The 14691-nt window shown below is 41.9% G+C and carries 21 protein-coding genes; 20 read left to right on the forward strand and 1 reads right to left on the reverse strand.

Annotated features, from left to right (window positions below):
- Positions 1–13: 13 nt before the first annotated feature.
- The 17 genes from FTU87_RS01130 to FTU87_RS01210 all read left to right on the forward strand — a co-directional run bounded on the left by FTU87_RS01130 (position 14) and on the right by FTU87_RS01210 (position 12406).
- Entirely contained in the window at positions 14–481 is a 468-nt protein-coding gene (locus FTU87_RS01130) for a DUF2280 domain-containing protein (protein ID WP_005104425.1), read from the forward strand.
- Positions 482–2017 (forward strand): phage terminase large subunit, encoded by a 1536-nt coding sequence (terL, locus tag FTU87_RS01135; RefSeq protein WP_180096523.1) that lies wholly within the window; start codon positions 482–484, stop codon positions 2015–2017. It abuts the gene before it with no gap.
- A gap of 10 nt (positions 2018–2027) precedes the next feature.
- Positions 2028–3512 carry a DUF935 family protein gene (locus FTU87_RS01140; RefSeq protein WP_180096524.1) on the forward strand — a complete coding sequence of 495 codons (1485 nt, stop codon included), beginning with the start codon at positions 2028–2030 and terminating at the stop codon, positions 3510–3512.
- Positions 3513–3515: 3 nt separating this feature from the next.
- Positions 3516–4721: a phage minor head protein gene (locus FTU87_RS01145; protein ID WP_180096525.1), complete on the forward strand. Its 1206-nt coding sequence runs from the start codon at positions 3516–3518 to the stop codon at positions 4719–4721.
- Positions 4722–5123: a hypothetical protein gene (locus FTU87_RS01150; protein WP_180096526.1), complete on the forward strand. Its 402-nt coding sequence runs from the start codon at positions 4722–4724 to the stop codon at positions 5121–5123.
- Positions 5124–5178: 55 nt separating this feature from the next.
- Positions 5179–6141, forward strand: coding sequence for a hypothetical protein (locus FTU87_RS01155; protein WP_180096527.1), 963 nt, complete (start codon positions 5179–5181; stop codon positions 6139–6141).
- Between the two features lie 3 nt (positions 6142–6144).
- On the forward strand, positions 6145–6519 hold the full coding sequence (locus tag FTU87_RS01160) for a hypothetical protein (protein ID WP_180096528.1): 375 nt from the start codon (positions 6145–6147) through the stop codon (positions 6517–6519).
- Positions 6520–6524: 5 nt separating this feature from the next.
- Positions 6525–7604 carry a major capsid protein gene (locus tag FTU87_RS01165; RefSeq protein ID WP_180096529.1) on the forward strand — a complete coding sequence of 360 codons (1080 nt, stop codon included), beginning with the start codon at positions 6525–6527 and terminating at the stop codon, positions 7602–7604.
- A gap of 10 nt (positions 7605–7614) precedes the next feature.
- Positions 7615–7974, forward strand: a complete 360-nt coding sequence (locus tag FTU87_RS01170; RefSeq protein ID WP_180096530.1) for a hypothetical protein — start codon at positions 7615–7617, stop codon at positions 7972–7974.
- A 7-nt stretch (positions 7975–7981) separates the two neighbouring features.
- A complete protein-coding gene (locus FTU87_RS01175; RefSeq protein ID WP_180096531.1) occupies positions 7982–8422 on the forward strand; it encodes a gp436 family protein in 441 nt (146 codons plus the stop codon).
- A 7-nt stretch (positions 8423–8429) separates the two neighbouring features.
- A complete protein-coding gene (locus FTU87_RS01180; RefSeq protein WP_180096532.1) occupies positions 8430–8927 on the forward strand; it encodes a phage virion morphogenesis protein in 498 nt (165 codons plus the stop codon).
- Positions 8902–9324 carry a hypothetical protein gene (locus FTU87_RS01185; protein WP_180096533.1) on the forward strand — a complete coding sequence of 141 codons (423 nt, stop codon included), beginning with the start codon at positions 8902–8904 and terminating at the stop codon, positions 9322–9324. Before FTU87_RS01180 ends, FTU87_RS01185 begins: the two co-directional genes overlap by 26 nt.
- A 9-nt stretch (positions 9325–9333) precedes the next feature.
- Positions 9334–9504: a hypothetical protein gene (locus FTU87_RS01190; protein ID WP_180096534.1), complete on the forward strand. Its 171-nt coding sequence runs from the start codon at positions 9334–9336 to the stop codon at positions 9502–9504.
- Entirely contained in the window at positions 9504–10265 is a 762-nt protein-coding gene (locus FTU87_RS01195) for a hypothetical protein (RefSeq protein WP_180096535.1), read from the forward strand. Before FTU87_RS01190 ends, FTU87_RS01195 begins: the two co-directional genes overlap by 1 nt.
- A gap of 235 nt (positions 10266–10500) precedes the next feature.
- Positions 10501–11313: a hypothetical protein gene (locus FTU87_RS01200; protein ID WP_180075140.1), complete on the forward strand. Its 813-nt coding sequence runs from the start codon at positions 10501–10503 to the stop codon at positions 11311–11313.
- On the forward strand, positions 11300–11689 hold the full coding sequence (locus tag FTU87_RS01205; RefSeq protein ID WP_180075139.1) for a hypothetical protein: 390 nt from the start codon (positions 11300–11302) through the stop codon (positions 11687–11689). The genes FTU87_RS01200 and FTU87_RS01205 overlap by 14 nt, the downstream gene beginning before the upstream one ends.
- Before the next feature lie 378 nt (positions 11690–12067).
- A complete protein-coding gene (locus FTU87_RS01210; protein ID WP_180075138.1) occupies positions 12068–12406 on the forward strand; it encodes a hypothetical protein in 339 nt (112 codons plus the stop codon).
- A gap of 30 nt (positions 12407–12436) precedes the next feature.
- Here FTU87_RS01210 and FTU87_RS01215 read toward each other — a convergent pair whose 3' ends face one another.
- Positions 12437–12604 (reverse strand): MrpF/PhaF family protein, encoded by a 168-nt coding sequence (locus FTU87_RS01215; RefSeq protein WP_180075137.1) that lies wholly within the window; start codon positions 12602–12604, stop codon positions 12437–12439.
- A gap of 500 nt (positions 12605–13104) precedes the next feature.
- Between FTU87_RS01215 and FTU87_RS01220 the strand changes: the two genes are divergently transcribed.
- The 3 genes from FTU87_RS01220 (at position 13105) to FTU87_RS01230 (ending at position 14637) form a co-directional block, all read left to right on the forward strand.
- Positions 13105–13665 (forward strand): hypothetical protein, encoded by a 561-nt coding sequence (locus FTU87_RS01220; protein WP_180096536.1) that lies wholly within the window; start codon positions 13105–13107, stop codon positions 13663–13665.
- Between the two features lie 82 nt (positions 13666–13747).
- Positions 13748–13999: a hypothetical protein gene (locus tag FTU87_RS01225; protein ID WP_218944816.1), complete on the forward strand. Its 252-nt coding sequence runs from the start codon at positions 13748–13750 to the stop codon at positions 13997–13999.
- A gap of 2 nt (positions 14000–14001) precedes the next feature.
- Positions 14002–14637, forward strand: a complete 636-nt coding sequence (locus tag FTU87_RS01230; RefSeq protein ID WP_180096538.1) for a hypothetical protein — start codon at positions 14002–14004, stop codon at positions 14635–14637.
- Positions 14638–14691: the final 54 nt, after the last annotated feature.

A 14691-nucleotide genomic window follows, 5' to 3' on the forward strand; every position in this document is an offset into this window, starting at 1 on the left:
CAGGATTAAGGATATGGCAGTTCTTAAAAAAGAGATAAAACTCTTTATAGTTCGATCACTTGCCAGATTTAACACACCTACCGAAACAGCGGAACTCGTCAACCAAGATTACGGGGTGCAGGTTACAAAGCAGCAATGTGAAAAATATGATCCAACAAAGCGTGCAGGTGAAAATCTAAGCGATGAATTGAAAGCTGAGTTTGAAGTAACCAGAAAAGATTTTTTGGAAAAACCTCAAAATATTCCTATTGCAAACTTGACTGTTAGACTTCAGCGTTTAGAAAATCAATATCAAAAGCATGGCAAGAATCGAGTAGCCGCTTTGAATATTTTGAAGCAGGCTGCCGAAGATATGGGTGGTAAATATACCAACCGACAGGAAATCACTGGTAAAGACGGCGAAGCATTACAAACAACAGTTGTGCACGCTACCCAAGACCAAGTTGAAGCTGCTGTAAAGAAGGCCCAAGAGGAATACTAAATGGATCTGCAAACACAGGTTGAAAAGAAGCTGTGTGAAGATGAGCATTTATATTTCACCCGGCGATTCTTTAAACCCCGTATGGGTTTTAAATTTACTGTGAACTGGCACCATGTTTATATCTCTTGGATCATTGATCAGGTGATAGCTGGTGAGATTGCGAACGTAGTTATCAATGTTCCACCAGGGGCCGGAAAAACTGAACTGACCACCAACCTAATTCCACGAGGCTTAGCTCTAAATGCTCGATCACGGTTTCTGTATTTGTCCTTTTCCCAATCACTGGTAGAAGGTGTTTCAGATACTGCGCGTGACATTGTGAAGTCGAAAGACTATCGCCTGATGTGGGATTTAACTGTCTCTAACAGTACTGATTCAAAGAAAGAATGGAAAATTACGGTTGAGGACTATGACGTTGGTCATGTGTATGTTGCCTCTATGGGTGGACAGGTCACTGGACGACGGGCAGGAACACTGGCAGATGATGGATTTACTGGCTGTATCATCATTGATGACCCATTAAAGCCTGAAGATGCTTTCAGTAAGATCAAGCGGGATGCAGCGAATCGGAAGCTACTGAACACGGTGAACTCTCGTAAAGCTAAATCTGATACACCTATCATCATGATCATGCAGCGCCTTCACACTGAGGATCCCACTAATTTCGTCATGACGGGAAATCTACCAGGTGAATGGAGCCAAGTATCTATTCCGGCATTGATAGATGATAAGTACATTGCAACCTTGCCAGAGCATATTCAAAAGCTGGTACCGCGAGATACTGAGCGTGATGAGCAGGGTCGTCAAAGTTATTGGCTAAAGAAAGAATCACTGCAATCCTTACTGCAGCTTGAAAAGGGTGGTAAGGATAAAGAGGGCGCGACGGTATCACGCTATACATTCTCAAGTCAGTACATGCAGCAGCCTAAAAAGCTGGGTGGTGATTTGATTAAGTCTGAATGGTTTGGATTCTATAAAGAGCACCCAGAGCTTCAGTGGCGCGCCGTCCTTGTCGATACAGCGCAGAAAACCAAAGAGCACAATGACTACTCTGTATTCCTGCTGGTGGGTATGGGTATAGATGGAAAGCTGTACTTACTGGATCTCTTGCGTGGCAAATGGGAAGCACCGGAACTAAACCGCCAGGCTAAGGCATTTCTGGATAAGCACAAAGAATACACCTGGCATACCAAGCCTATTCGCTACATGAAAGTAGAGGATAAGGCATCTGGTACCCAATTGATCCAGACACTCGGTACTTACTCAGGTGTTGCTGTGATTCCGGTACAGCGTAATACAGACAAGCTATCCCGGTTTATGGATGTACAGGTTCATCTTGAAGCGAACTATAAGGATAAGCCTGAAGATCGTTTTGTGATGGTACCTAAAGATGCTCACTGGGTAGGCGAGTTTTTTGAAGAGTGTGAAGCGTTTAATGCGGCATTTACCCATGATCATGATGACCAAGTGGATACGCTCATTGATGCAATTGAAGATGCAGTAATTGCGATTAATTATAGCCCACCAGCGGCTTAAGGTTTTATTTATGGCTAAGAAAAGTAAAAAGTCTGAAAATAGTAAGCCCGAATCTGGTGCACTCTATTCTCATGAGGCAGAGCAGGCCTTAATCAGTTATCTGACTAAAATGCCGGATGGTGATGAAGTTTTGCGTAAAGCCGGTGTTACCCGCCCACGGTTAAAAGTCATGATGTATGACGATGAGATTTATCAGGCAATTGAAAAACGGCAGGATAAACTTGAAAGTGCATCATGGCGTGTAGAGCCGATGGACCGACCGGAATCTAAAATCATTATGGAGCATTTACGTGAGTGGTGGTCTGAGATTCTCTTGGGTGCGCAGAATGCTCGCTGGTACGGATATTCTGTATTAGAGGCAATCTATACCAAGCCTGAGGAACCGAGCCTACATATTGACGGCGATACTATTACACCGTTTATTGGTTTTAAGTGGATTGGTGAAAAGCCAATGCAATGGTATGAGCCTAAGAATGATGGTCGTCTGATGTTGCTGGCTAACTACAACACAACTCGACAGGATCAGGAAGTAGACCAGCGCTTCAAGCACTTTTTGACACGTTGTAAATCTACTTATGAGAATCCATTAGGTGAGGCTCTTTTAAGTCGACTGTACTGGGTCTGGTTCTTCAAAACGTCTGGCTTTAAGTTCTGGGCCAAGTTCGTTGAAAAGTTTGGCTTACCAATGCTGGTTGGTAAAACTGCCGGCAAGACGACAGATATGCGTGATGCACTACTTAGAGCTCATGCCAGTTCGGTTATTGCCTTAAGTGGTACAGATTCAGTTGAAATCCAAACTGCCAATACTAATGGTAATGCATCCCAAACATTCGAAGTCTTTGATAAGAACCTTGAGCGCCGTATTCAAAAGGTGATTCTTGGTCAGACTCTTACATCTGGTACCGATGGCTCTGGATCACGCGCGTTGGGTGATGTTCATCTTGAGGTTCAAAACTCAAAGTACAAAGCCGATGTACGAATGATCATGCCAACGATCCAAGCCGTTATTAATGCGTTATGCGATCTAAATGGCTGGGAACGTCATCGAGTCATCATTGGTGAAGAGAAATCACTCGAAGAGCCTAAAGCAGATCGTGATGTGAAGTTAAAGAATGCAGGTGCAGTCTTAACGCCACAATACTTCAAGCGTGAGTATGGGCTTGAAGATGGTGATGTGATTGAGGAGGTTCAAACCGGTTTTAATCAATTTTCAGCATTACCGCGTCAGGCATTCAACTTTAAGGCATCAGCAAACAAGCTCTCACCAGAGCAGCAAGAAGTTGAAGAGTTGACTGATGCACAGGATGAATTGCAGCTATTAAAACCGGATCAGGTCAAGGAATTGATATTCAAATCTGATAGTCCTGAAGCTCTGGCTTATAACTTGATGCAATTAATACCTGGTGCAACACAAACTCAGTTCACGGCCAATCTGGATCAGGCTTTGTATGCTGCGGATGTACTGGGATATGTGACGGCTCAAAACGGGAAGTAAGTTATGCAACCAGTCACATTCCTTGAGGCGCTTCGATTTGCTCACAATAAAAAGATCGTGCTACCTGATGAGTTCTATTCAATGGACTTAAAGACCCGGCAGATGGCAACCACGGTTAGTTTTCTATCCAGTCTTGAGCAGGTTGAAACGGTCATCAAGGCCGTGAATAAATCGATTGCCGATGGTGGCACTTTCAAGGACTTTCAGAAGCTGATTGAAGAATCTGAAATCATCCTGCCTAAACACTATTTGGATAATGTATTTCGTACCAATATCCAAAGTGCATACGGTCATGGTCGGTGGCAACAGCAGCAACGGAATAAAGCTAAACGACAATACCTGATGTACTCGGCTATCGATGATAGTCGCGTACGTCCTGCTCATTTAGCTTTAAATCGTATCGTACTGCCGATTGATCATCCATTCTGGCTAACACATTATCCACCATTGGGATTTCGTTGCCGGTGCACCGTGATTGCCTTAACCGAGAAGCAGGCATTGAAATACGGGATTACACCAGATGATCAGTTGCCTGAGATAGCCGAAGCCTTAGATTGGAGTTCTCATCCATTGCAGTTTGGTGAACTTGAATCACTGGTGGATAAGAAAATCAGTGCTTCAAGTCTGGATAAGGAGTATCTCCTCGAGCAGAAGGAAGTCATCAGGGCAGAATGGACGGCGAGTAAAAAGCTCACCAGTCTGTTTGCTCCGATGGATGATAAAGCTCGGGATCTATTTGATACGGTGGCCAATACGGTAATTCCACTAGATCCAAAGATCAGACCTAGTGCGATTCGTACTTTCCTTGATTATGTGCAAGGAAATGATGCCGCACTGACTGGCTACTTAAACTCCGCTACAAGCTCACTGGCTGATGATGTGCTTAAGCGCTGGCTGAGTACCGATATGACAGCGATTCAAGCTGTGGCAAGTAATACCGCTTCAACAGTGGTGGGTGCTGCAACGCTTCAGCAGGTAGCGGCTTATCAAGTTGGGCAGACAGTTCAATTGAATGCGCCGTTGTTAATGGCTGATACAGCTTCAGACATCGTAATCAAGATTGAGAATGCTAAAGGTTTAGGTATTGATCTGGATATGCTGAATGCTGGAAACGGCGTGCTGATGCCGATGGGATTGTCTTTTGAAGTGGTTTCGATTGAAACAGTTGAAGGGCAAATGGTTTATACATTAAAGGCATTGGTGAATTAGATGAAACTTACTTTAAAAAATGGGATGAGCGTTTTATATCGAGATGGGATGTCTTTAACCGGATTGAACATTGACTCCATTGTTGCAGAATCAAAAGAGGATCGAGCAAATCTTAAAATGCTTCTAATGGGTGCCTTAAAGGTCGATGAGCATGGTTGTCATGCATTAGGACATAATTTTGGTTCAAATGCCTTAGCGATAAATCCAGATGTATCGAATGGAAGTATGGCTTTAGGTAATGATGAATCTATTTCAAATCTATCTGAAAGATTTAAAAATCTTGCTTTTGATACGAAGTTAGCAGCTATTAATGCTTTGAGTGCTGTGGCGAGTATTGATGGGTACTTTGGTGCAAAGACCGAGGCTATTGAAAAACTTGAATTGTTAATCCAATCACTCTAAAAAAATTGAAATTCAAACCGCTCCTTATGGGGCGGTTTTTTATGGAGCATGAAAAATGCCAGATCCAAATGAAGAGCGGCTGAAGTATTTATTTAATGCCTCGGCAATTGAGGTGCCTAAAGCTGAAGAAGGGCAAAAGCGAAAATTTAAAGGCACTGCTTATGCTGGTGGTCGTGTAGATGGTCACTGGTATTGGGGGCGCTCCGGTGTGGTCTTTGATCTTGATGGAATTGAGATTGATAAGCCGACAGCCTTACTTGAAGAACACTTTGGTTCAAGTCGAATTGGTGTAGTTCAAGCTGTAGATACAAACGGAAAGATTGATGTATCTGGTGATTTTCTTACGAATGCGAAAGCACAAGAGATTGTTCAAGACTCTGATGACGGTTTCCCATTCCAAATGTCGATGATGATTGATCCAGGATCCATTGAAGAAGTATCACAAGGCAAGACAGTCACTGTGAATGGTCAGTCCTTTGAAGGCCCGATCACAATTTTTCGTCAAAACCGTATTCGTGAATTTACGATCTGTTCAACAGGTGCTGATCGCAATACATCAATTAAAGCCTTTTCGGGCAAAGCCAACCCAAACCCAACCAAAGAGGACACCAACGTGACCGAATTAGAAAAAGCACAACAAGCCAAAGAGCAGGCAGAGCGTGAGCGTGATGATGCGTTGACTGAACTTAAGCAATTCAAAGCGCAAAAGCGCGCTGATGAAATTACAGCCTTAGAAACTGAGCTGAAAACACAGTTCAGTGCTGAAGATAAAACCGCTTATACCAATATGGATGATTCAGTTTTTACCTTCGCGGCTAAGCAGCTTCGTCAATTCTCAGCAGGTAATCAGCAGCCACCAGCTGGCCAACAGCCACAACAAGCACCAGGTGTGAATCCAGCATTTGCACATTTGTTTAGCCATCAAGCTAATCCGGGGCAAGGTGGCCAGTCAAATAACAATGACACTCACAAATTCACTTCAGGTGCACAAGCATTTGCAGAACAAAAGGGGAAATAATCCATGGCTATTCACTATGTACCGCCCATTTCAGTCACCTCAAAACGACTGGTCTTGGACAATGAAAAGTTACGTCGTGCCAATGCAAAGGTTCCAACCGCCACTGCATTTAAATATGGTGATCTATTAACGCTGTCAGATACCAATGTGCTGGCCCACGCCACTGATGAAAAAACGTGGGATGTGATCTGCGGTCAGGATGTAACTGCGGCTGAAGCTACGATTAAGGCTGCTGATGGAATCGAAATTTCGGTGTACTACGGCGGCGTATTTAATGTCGAAGCTGTATCAGTAAATGGAACTTTGCTTACAACTGCTCAATATGATGCAGCGCGTGCACAGGCAACTAAAAACAAAATCGAACTTTCTAAGGTGTAATTAACATGCCACAGTCTTTTAATATTGAAGGTGCTCCACTTGAACTTCTTGATGTGGGTGAGCTTGCACTGATCCACTCAAACTACCGTCCGATGGACACCTGGCTTTTAGACAAGCTTTTCCCTAATCGCCCGTTATTCACGCGTGATGACGTACCTTTGGCGGAAGTATCTGCTGAGCATGATTTGGCACCACTGGTATCACCACAACAACCTGGTAAGCCATTCGATACCACTCAATCCGGTGAAGTACGCCACGTCAAACCGGCTTACTACAAACCAAAAAATCAGGTCACACCTGCAGAAACTTTTGAAATTGCTTTGCTTGAGCGCTTGCGTGCGGCAAAGATTATTTCTACGGGTAATCAGCGACTGTCTGAGCAAGAGCAAATGATCGTTGCTCAGATCGCAGTGATGAAGCGCAACCATGATGCGATTGATAACTCAGTCCTGATGATGGCGATTGATTTACTGAAAAATGGTAAATACGCGCTTCACTCAGATGATTATGAATACAACCTGGTGGATTACCGTCGTGATGCATCTTTGACATATACACCGTTGACTAAGTGGAATGAAGTGGGTGCCAAGCCAGTAACGGATATCCGCACCATGCTTGAACGTCAATTGGCTGCTGATGGTGGTGAGACCAAGCTGTCTATTATGTCGGGCTTGGTTTGGTCGGCTCTCTGGAATAATGAAGAATTCAAAAAAGAATTCATCACGCCGTATGCGGGTATTTCTGTTCCAGTGAATCCGAGCTTTGGTGTTAAAGAATCTGCGACATTCAAAGGTACTTTTGATGGGATCGAATTCTGGGTGTATGACGCGACCTACCGTAACAAAGGTCAAGTGAAACGCTTTATTCCTAAGGATTACTTCTCATTGATTTCTGATACCAATGGCTCAGTTGCTCACTGTAAGATCAAAAATATGCTAGCCAATGGTGCAGCTCAGCAATACTTTGATCGTCAATGGTACTGCGAAGATCCAAGCGGCATCATGCTAATGACTGAATCTGCTCCACTGGTTGTGCCATCTAATAAGAACGGTGTAGTTGGTGGTACTGGCTTTATCACCCTATAAGGAGCAAGACATGCCGAAGTACACAGCAAAACAATCCATCGGGCATTTTATGCCAGGTGATGAAATCAAAGGGCTTGAAGCTAAACAACTTCAGGCCCTTTTAGCATCTGGGGCTATTGAAGAATATCAAGAGCCGGAAGAACCTAAGGCAGATGGTACGGCCGAACGCTTGGCTGAACTTGAAAAGACCAATGCTGAGCTGACAGCAGCAAATAAAACCTTAACTGAAGCGAATCAGACAGCTGCTGCTGACAAGGCCAAGGCTGATCAAGAAGTTGCTGAGCTAAAGGCAAAAGTGGCTGAACTTGAAAAGGTGAAACCTGCCGCAAAACCTAAAGCCGGTGAAAAACCTGCTGATGAAACCAAATAGGTGATCTATGTATGCGACTGAATCAGATTTGGTCGCACGATTTGGTGATGAGATTGGAAATCTAAAAACGATGCTTCCTTCTCAGTCCTCAGTAACTGATGCGATTCAGGATGCGACAGAGGAAATTAACGGCCACATCGGCGGCCGTTATCCCTTGCCGCTGCCTAATGTGCCGAGTAATTTAAAGCGTATGGCGTGTGATATTGCACGCTATCGTCTTTACTTTCAGCAACCCACCGAAGAGGTGCGTCAACGTTATGAGGATGCGATTGCATTCTTAAAACGTGTTGCTGACAACAAGGCACATCTGCAGATTCAGTTACCGGAAACAAGCCAGATCGTGGATGACCAACCTAAAGGACGACCTTCGACAGCACCAGTCGGTACTTCATATACCGGTGGTGTATTTGGTGATGCCACTTTAGACATGATGCCCAGCATGAAGTGAGGTGTTTATGGCTTTCGCAATAACCATTCGAGCTGATAGTTCACCTATTGAAGCAGTGCTTAACCAGTTGGGTAACTTTGATTCGCTGAAGAACCAGTTGTTTGATGAGATTGGTGCTGGGCTTGTGAATAGTATTCAGCATCGGTTTTTAACCGGTACTGGTGTGGATGGTAACCCGTGGAAGATTTCATGGAGAGCCAAGCTGCAAGGTGGCGAGACGCTACGTGATACTGGCCGCCTAATGAATTCCTACACACACAATGTACTTTCAAGTGGTGTGGAGGTGGGTACAGATGTTGCGTATGCACCCCATCTGCATTATGGCGCAACAATCCTACCCAAGAATGGCCAATACATTACTTTTGCAGTGGGTGGCCAATATCGGAAAGTTAAGCAATCCATTATTCCGCCTCGAACTCAACTCGGTCTTGATGCAGAAGATGAAGCCATGGTTTTAGACATTGTCGGGAGTTTTATAGATGAGCACCTTCTTCGCGGTGCGTGATGAGATTGCAGAAAAGCTGAAAGAGATTCCAGAATTTCTAAAGATCTATACGCCGTTGAATTCAGTCAGCGTAACAGAGATGTCGCAGGTCACGCCGTCGGCACATGTCAATTTTGTCCGTATAGACAAGAAAGCCAGTGCAGGTCGTGGAAGCATCAACCAGATCGGCCAGCAATGGGCGGTTACGGTGGCATGTCGCAATGCTCAATCTCAAATGACCGATGGACGTGCTGTAAGTGATGAAGCGGGGTTTTTGACTGAGAAGGTGATTCAACTGCTTTCCGGTTGGCAGCCACAAGCATCACGAACTGCACTGGATTTCATATCGGTTCGAGATGGGTACAGTCCAGGCTTTGCATATATCACCATTATTTTTGAATCACAGAAATTCATTTAGGAGCCAATCATGGCGAAACAATACAAGGCAACACAGCCCGTCGGACGCTTCCAAAAGGGCGATGTCGTTGGCGGGTTAGATGACGCACAAATCAAAAAATTACTGGCAGATGGCGCTATTCAGGAAGTCCCTGAAGCTAAAGCTGCTCCAGCCAAGAAAACCACAGGGGATGAAAAGTAATGGCTAAAGAATATATCTCGTTGCAGGGTAAATTCTATTTATCCAAGCTAACCAATGGTATTGCTGGCGCTATGCGCCATCTGGGCAACGTGCCCGATTTTGAGCTTGAGATTGGTGCAGATGTTATTGAGCATCAAGAGTCAACATCGGGCAATCGCACAACCGACTTCACGATGGTAAATACAACTTCTGTGAATTTCTCCGGAACACTGGAAGAGGTGGATAAAGACAATCTGGAGTACATCGTATCTGGTACAAACTCTGAAGTTGCAAGCGATACCATCACTGATGAATCTTTGGGAACAGTTACCGCTGGTCAGGAAATTCAATTAAAAGGTTATAACTTATCAGAAGTGACCTTTAAGGACTCAACCAGCGCTACACCAAAGACACTTACTGATGATCAATACACTGTAGATGCTAAGTTTGGCACTGTGATTTTTCATGATGTAGCTGATCTGAGTATGCCTATTCTAGCCACCTATACAACTGGCGCCGTAACACATACAACTCTGGCCAATAACTTCAATGAAGAATATGAGTTGTTCTTCAAAGGGGTGAATACAGCAAATGGTAAGCATATGGCTGTTCGTTTGTGGCGAACTAAAAAGTCACCTGAAACCACTTTCCCATTAATTCATGAAGAATTGGGTCAGTATGAAATCTCTGGTCAAGCCTTATCTGATGTGGGTAAAGAAACAGACCCAACACTTGGCTTATATGGCCATATCGTAACGATTCCGGCAGCAACAGCACCGTAACCCATACAGGCACAAAGAACTCCACGGCGCTATGCGTCTTTTTTTGTGCCTGTTTTATGGTTTCCTCTCTGATCTGGATAATCAGTATATTCATGAGGCATATAAGAAGATGAGTGAGATAGCAGTGTGAGTTGGTTTCTTTTTACTTTTAGACATATGAGAAACTGTAAATCCATTTGTATAAAAAGGTTAACCCGCATAAAATGCATACAAATTTATAATATTTATTGTTCTTATGACTGCGCCTAAGCCCAAAAGCAAATTAGATGAAGTTTCGCAGGTTATTTTTAATAACCCCGATAACGTCTATTTGTCTGAGTTTCAAGCAGCACGACTTGAAAAAATGACTAGAGATGCGGAGTCTGTGGATTTTTTGCGTGCAAAAAAGCAGAGAATGCTAATTTATTATCAATCTGGACAGTATTCCAAAGCTAAGGCGGAGTTAACCTCCTTAATTCCATATATTTCAGGAAATGGCAATATATATATAACCTTGGTTGGAATGGCGGTTCGCATAGGTGCTTTTGCACAGCTAAATAAAATATTAGCCAATCTAGATGCTGAGGCGGTTTTAAGTTTGCCACAGGCTTATCGATTTCCTGTTTTAAAAAATTTAAGCACATTTTCTTTTTTTACAGGCAGGTTTGAGGAAACTATTATGAACTTTAGCCGTATAGTAGAAAGATTAAAAGTGATCTCTGATGACTTAGAGTATTTAAATCTAGAAGATATTCAATATCAGATTGAATCTTTTTCAAATGCTTATGAAGCCTTAAATATTGACAGTTTTCAGATAGAAAAATTGACCATCACTTTAGAAGAATTTATTGAAAAGCATAATGTTAGAGTGCTTGGCCTAATGACATCAATGCCTAGCGGTGAATTTTTGATTGATTTGGGTATTAATAAATCTATTGAAGATATAATTTACCTCAATGATAAGTTGTTTGATGCGGTGTTTGAACAAGGTGTAATTGATGAGTTTAATGCTTTTTCTATTAATTTTTCACCAATTAATGAGGAACAATTGAAAGATGTCCTCGTGTGAAATTTTAGATTTAGCAAAAAAGTTATTTCATCAAGTAGACCACAGCGATTTACCAATGATAAGAAATATTGTTGGTAGGGCTTATTATTCTAGCTTCCATAAGGCTCAAGAGGTTGCTATTGAGCGCTATTCATGGCCGGAATCAAATAACATAAAAGGAGGCATGCATGAAAAACTATACAGCCGATTTAACAATCACGGTCTGGTAGATTTAAATAAGTGTAAAACTATTGCTCAAATCAAGAGTGACTTAATTCGTCTAAAAAAGAAGAGAGTGAATGCTGATTACAGCCTAAATGTTGTCATGACCAAGTTAGATGCAGATTACTGTATACGCACGGCTGAGTTGATTAATAGTAGATTAGAAAATATTTAACAAGACCACTCTTCGGAGTGGTTTTTTAACCCAAAAATTTGGAACTTTTCCCCCTTGGTTTTGACTATTTTGGTTATATAAAATGTACCTGCCAATAATAAGACAGAGTACTTTGCGATGACTAAAATAGAAATATTTATCTCCATCCTAGCCGTAATAATTATTTCTACTATTATTTATCTTGTATGTCAGTAAGTTAGTAAGCTAAGAACCTCCTTCGGGAGGTTTTTTGATAAGTGGAAGTTTCACCTGGCTATATAAGTTGAATTTTAAAAATACTTAAAATGGTTAAACATAACTTTACAAATCCACTCTCCCTAGGCTTTAGATAAGATTGAAAATTAATGTAAAGTGCTGCCCTTAAGACATGGAGAAGTTATGAAAAATTTAAGCTTATTATTTTTTATTATGATTTTATCGGGTTGCGGACACAAGGAATCTAACGGTCAGCAGCTTGATCTAGAGACAATCAAAAAGGAACAGCTTGAATTTGCAAAAGAAGCTACAAAAGAATTCATTCCCAATCCTGATTCAGCTAAGTTCCGCAATCAAATAGGAGAGTGTGGAGAGGTAAGCTATAAAGAAGCAGACGGTACAGATATTGGTTTTCAACGTTTCATTGTGCTTCAGAAAAATATAGTGCTTGTAGAAAATCAGACGGATCAAAAGCAATTTGAGTTGTCATGGAAGAGTGCTTGTACGCCAAGCTGGAAGTAATTAAAAAGCCCTTTAATTAAGGGCTTTCTTTTATTCACCAGATGATTCAGATTTTTGATCTTTTTCATTTCCATACTCTAAAGCAACCTGTTGTGCTTCAGCTGCAGCAGTGGCTTCAATTGGTGGTTCTGATGCAATAGCTACGGTGCCAGTGAATCCGAATAAAGCCAAGATTAGAATTTTCGAATACTTTTTCATTTGAATTTCCTCTACGTTTCTAAGACTTAATTTCAGTCTAGAGAATGATTTAAATCGTGGATGTAGCAGCTATGTCGGGATATGTAAGATATTCAAGGCTAGAGTTAGAAGGATCTAGTTTTGCGTAAGAATGCTTTTCTGATGAAACTTTTTGTTGAGTTGCTTAACGAAATGTTTGAATGCTTTAGTAGGTAGCTACACTCTAAAGAGCTTTCCTTAACTTCTAACTCTTTGTAACATCCAATAATTTTATTGTAATATTTGTGTTATTAATTGTTTGCTTTGCTTATCATATGAATGATGAAAAGTGGAGCACCGAAAATGCTAACAAAAACAGAAATCGTTGTTGTCATACTAATGGTACTAGCCTTAATTTTTATCGTTTATGAGATGGGACAAGGTGGTAGTTGGACTTTATAGAATTCAGCCTTTATCAAAGTTAAAAGAAAAGCACCTTCGGGTGTTTTTTTAATGTCTAAAATTTATCTCGGGATTCCGCCATGAATGATTTTTTCCTAGCAACGAATCGAAGCCTCAAAATCAATGACATTGAAGTTCGCCAGATCCAGATGAAAGACTTTGATACCTGGGCAATGCATGCTGAGTTGATTAAGAGCTTCATCAAAGACCAAAATCATTCAGATGAGATTTTGACAGGTCTATTTAAAGCTCATGGTGTGCAGGTCATTTCGACCATGGCATGTGTCACTGATCTGAATAATGAATCACTGGTAGAGCTTGCTGCTGATGAGCAAGGATTTAAAGATCTGCTTAAAGCGGTGCTTCTGGTCAATCAAGCTTACTTTAAATACGAAAAGCCAAAACGCGGCACCAAAAAGAAAGATGACTCCACCTGGTTTGATTCATTCCAGTTTCTGGTATCAATGGGCCATCAGCATAGCGAAATCATGGAAATGACCTACGGCGCATTTCAGAACTACGTTAAGGCAGCAAACAAGCTATATAAGCAGGGAATCTTCAATAACGCCGTTGCAGCACGTGTGGCTCAATCTGATAAGAAAGGCTTTGAATCATTTAAAAAAGAAATGGTCTCTGATTGATCAAGCATCTCCCTAAAGTTATGATGCGTAAATAACTATTTAGGGGGTTAGTGTGAAAAAATTATTATTAATTACGGTTCTTATGCTTAGTACCACAGCTTTTGCTGCAGAAGTGAACTCTGTACGTGGTAGTACCAGCTATGTGAAACCCGGTTCTTCACTGGGGCAAATGTTTGATGTATTGGGCGAGCCCGAATCTTCTTATAAGCATGTTATTCATGACCGCAAAGGATGGCCACATAAAGCATCTTCATATCGCTACACTGTAAATGGTCAGAAATACACTATCACCGTGGTGGATGGTCAGATCTATAAGATTGAGTGGGAGCGTTGAGGATGGGTGTTAAATATTGCAAATCTTGTAAAAAACCAATGAGACCAACAGATACTCACTGTAAAACGTGTGGCACTCACCACAAGCCCCCTTATGCTTTTTTAGTTATAGTTTTGCTTCTGGTGGTTGGTGGTTTGCTAGGAGGTGCTTGGTGGTATTTTTCGCAAAAGCAGATAGAGGAGCAAGCTAGGCACGAATCACTAGTTTCTACCTATGTTGAGGTATTGAAAAAATTAGATTTTCCTACTGGCGAAGCAAATACGATCGCAAATTTAAAATACTCTAAAGAGATCCATGCCGAGAGATTGGGTTTCTCGGAATTAAAAGGCTACGCAGCATCATTTAGCGATCAAAGAAAACTTTCAAATAGCGTAATGAGGGTGGCTTTGGCGCAACCACTTTCTGAATTGCAAAAAATAAAACGCGACACCCAGGAAAAAAAGTACTCAGGATGCTTAGAGGCGAGCAAGCTACTTTATGTGAGCTCCATGGAGGCCACTAACGAAGCACTACTAACCTTTTTAGCTGATGGTGATAGTAAAGAGGATGAGGTAACTTTCTTGTTCACTAAAAGCATACTTCAAGAAAAAGAGGCTGAGAAAGTGCTTGCGGAATGTGAAAGTAAAAACCTAAGTTAAAAAAGTATCGTAAATCAAAAGCACCTTAGGGTGCTTTTTTAATATTCAACTTAT

Source organism: Acinetobacter sp. YH12156 (assembly GCF_013418235.1).
GTDB lineage: Bacteria > Pseudomonadota > Gammaproteobacteria > Pseudomonadales > Moraxellaceae > Acinetobacter > Acinetobacter pseudolwoffii.

Bases quoted from the DNA above. Each gene is read 5' to 3' on its own strand.
- FTU87_RS01130 (WP_005104425.1), top strand. From the start codon at position 14: ATGGCAGTTCTTAAAAAAGAGATAAAACTCTTTATAGTTCGATCACTT.
- terL (WP_180096523.1), top strand. From the start codon at position 482: ATGGATCTGCAAACACAGGTTGAAAAGAAGCTGTGTGAAGATGAGCAT.
- FTU87_RS01140 (WP_180096524.1), top strand. From the start codon at position 2,028: ATGGCTAAGAAAAGTAAAAAGTCTGAAAATAGTAAGCCCGAATCTGGT.
- FTU87_RS01145 (WP_180096525.1), top strand. From the start codon at position 3,516: ATGCAACCAGTCACATTCCTTGAGGCGCTTCGATTTGCTCACAATAAA.
- FTU87_RS01150 (WP_180096526.1), top strand. From the start codon at position 4,722: ATGAAACTTACTTTAAAAAATGGGATGAGCGTTTTATATCGAGATGGG.
- FTU87_RS01155 (WP_180096527.1), top strand. From the start codon at position 5,179: ATGCCAGATCCAAATGAAGAGCGGCTGAAGTATTTATTTAATGCCTCG.
- FTU87_RS01160 (WP_180096528.1), top strand. From the start codon at position 6,145: ATGGCTATTCACTATGTACCGCCCATTTCAGTCACCTCAAAACGACTG.
- FTU87_RS01165 (WP_180096529.1), top strand. From the start codon at position 6,525: ATGCCACAGTCTTTTAATATTGAAGGTGCTCCACTTGAACTTCTTGAT.
- FTU87_RS01170 (WP_180096530.1), top strand. From the start codon at position 7,615: ATGCCGAAGTACACAGCAAAACAATCCATCGGGCATTTTATGCCAGGT.
- FTU87_RS01175 (WP_180096531.1), top strand. From the start codon at position 7,982: ATGTATGCGACTGAATCAGATTTGGTCGCACGATTTGGTGATGAGATT.
- FTU87_RS01180 (WP_180096532.1), top strand. From the start codon at position 8,430: ATGGCTTTCGCAATAACCATTCGAGCTGATAGTTCACCTATTGAAGCA.
- FTU87_RS01185 (WP_180096533.1), top strand. From the start codon at position 8,902: ATGAGCACCTTCTTCGCGGTGCGTGATGAGATTGCAGAAAAGCTGAAA.
- FTU87_RS01190 (WP_180096534.1), top strand. From the start codon at position 9,334: ATGGCGAAACAATACAAGGCAACACAGCCCGTCGGACGCTTCCAAAAG.
- FTU87_RS01195 (WP_180096535.1), top strand. From the start codon at position 9,504: ATGGCTAAAGAATATATCTCGTTGCAGGGTAAATTCTATTTATCCAAG.
- FTU87_RS01200 (WP_180075140.1), top strand. From the start codon at position 10,501: ATGACTGCGCCTAAGCCCAAAAGCAAATTAGATGAAGTTTCGCAGGTT.
- FTU87_RS01205 (WP_180075139.1), top strand. From the start codon at position 11,300: ATGTCCTCGTGTGAAATTTTAGATTTAGCAAAAAAGTTATTTCATCAA.
- FTU87_RS01210 (WP_180075138.1), top strand. From the start codon at position 12,068: ATGAAAAATTTAAGCTTATTATTTTTTATTATGATTTTATCGGGTTGC.
- FTU87_RS01215 (WP_180075137.1), bottom strand. From the start codon at position 12,604: ATGAAAAAGTATTCGAAAATTCTAATCTTGGCTTTATTCGGATTCACT.
- FTU87_RS01220 (WP_180096536.1), top strand. From the start codon at position 13,105: ATGAATGATTTTTTCCTAGCAACGAATCGAAGCCTCAAAATCAATGAC.
- FTU87_RS01225 (WP_218944816.1), top strand. From the start codon at position 13,748: ATGCTTAGTACCACAGCTTTTGCTGCAGAAGTGAACTCTGTACGTGGT.
- FTU87_RS01230 (WP_180096538.1), top strand. From the start codon at position 14,002: ATGGGTGTTAAATATTGCAAATCTTGTAAAAAACCAATGAGACCAACA.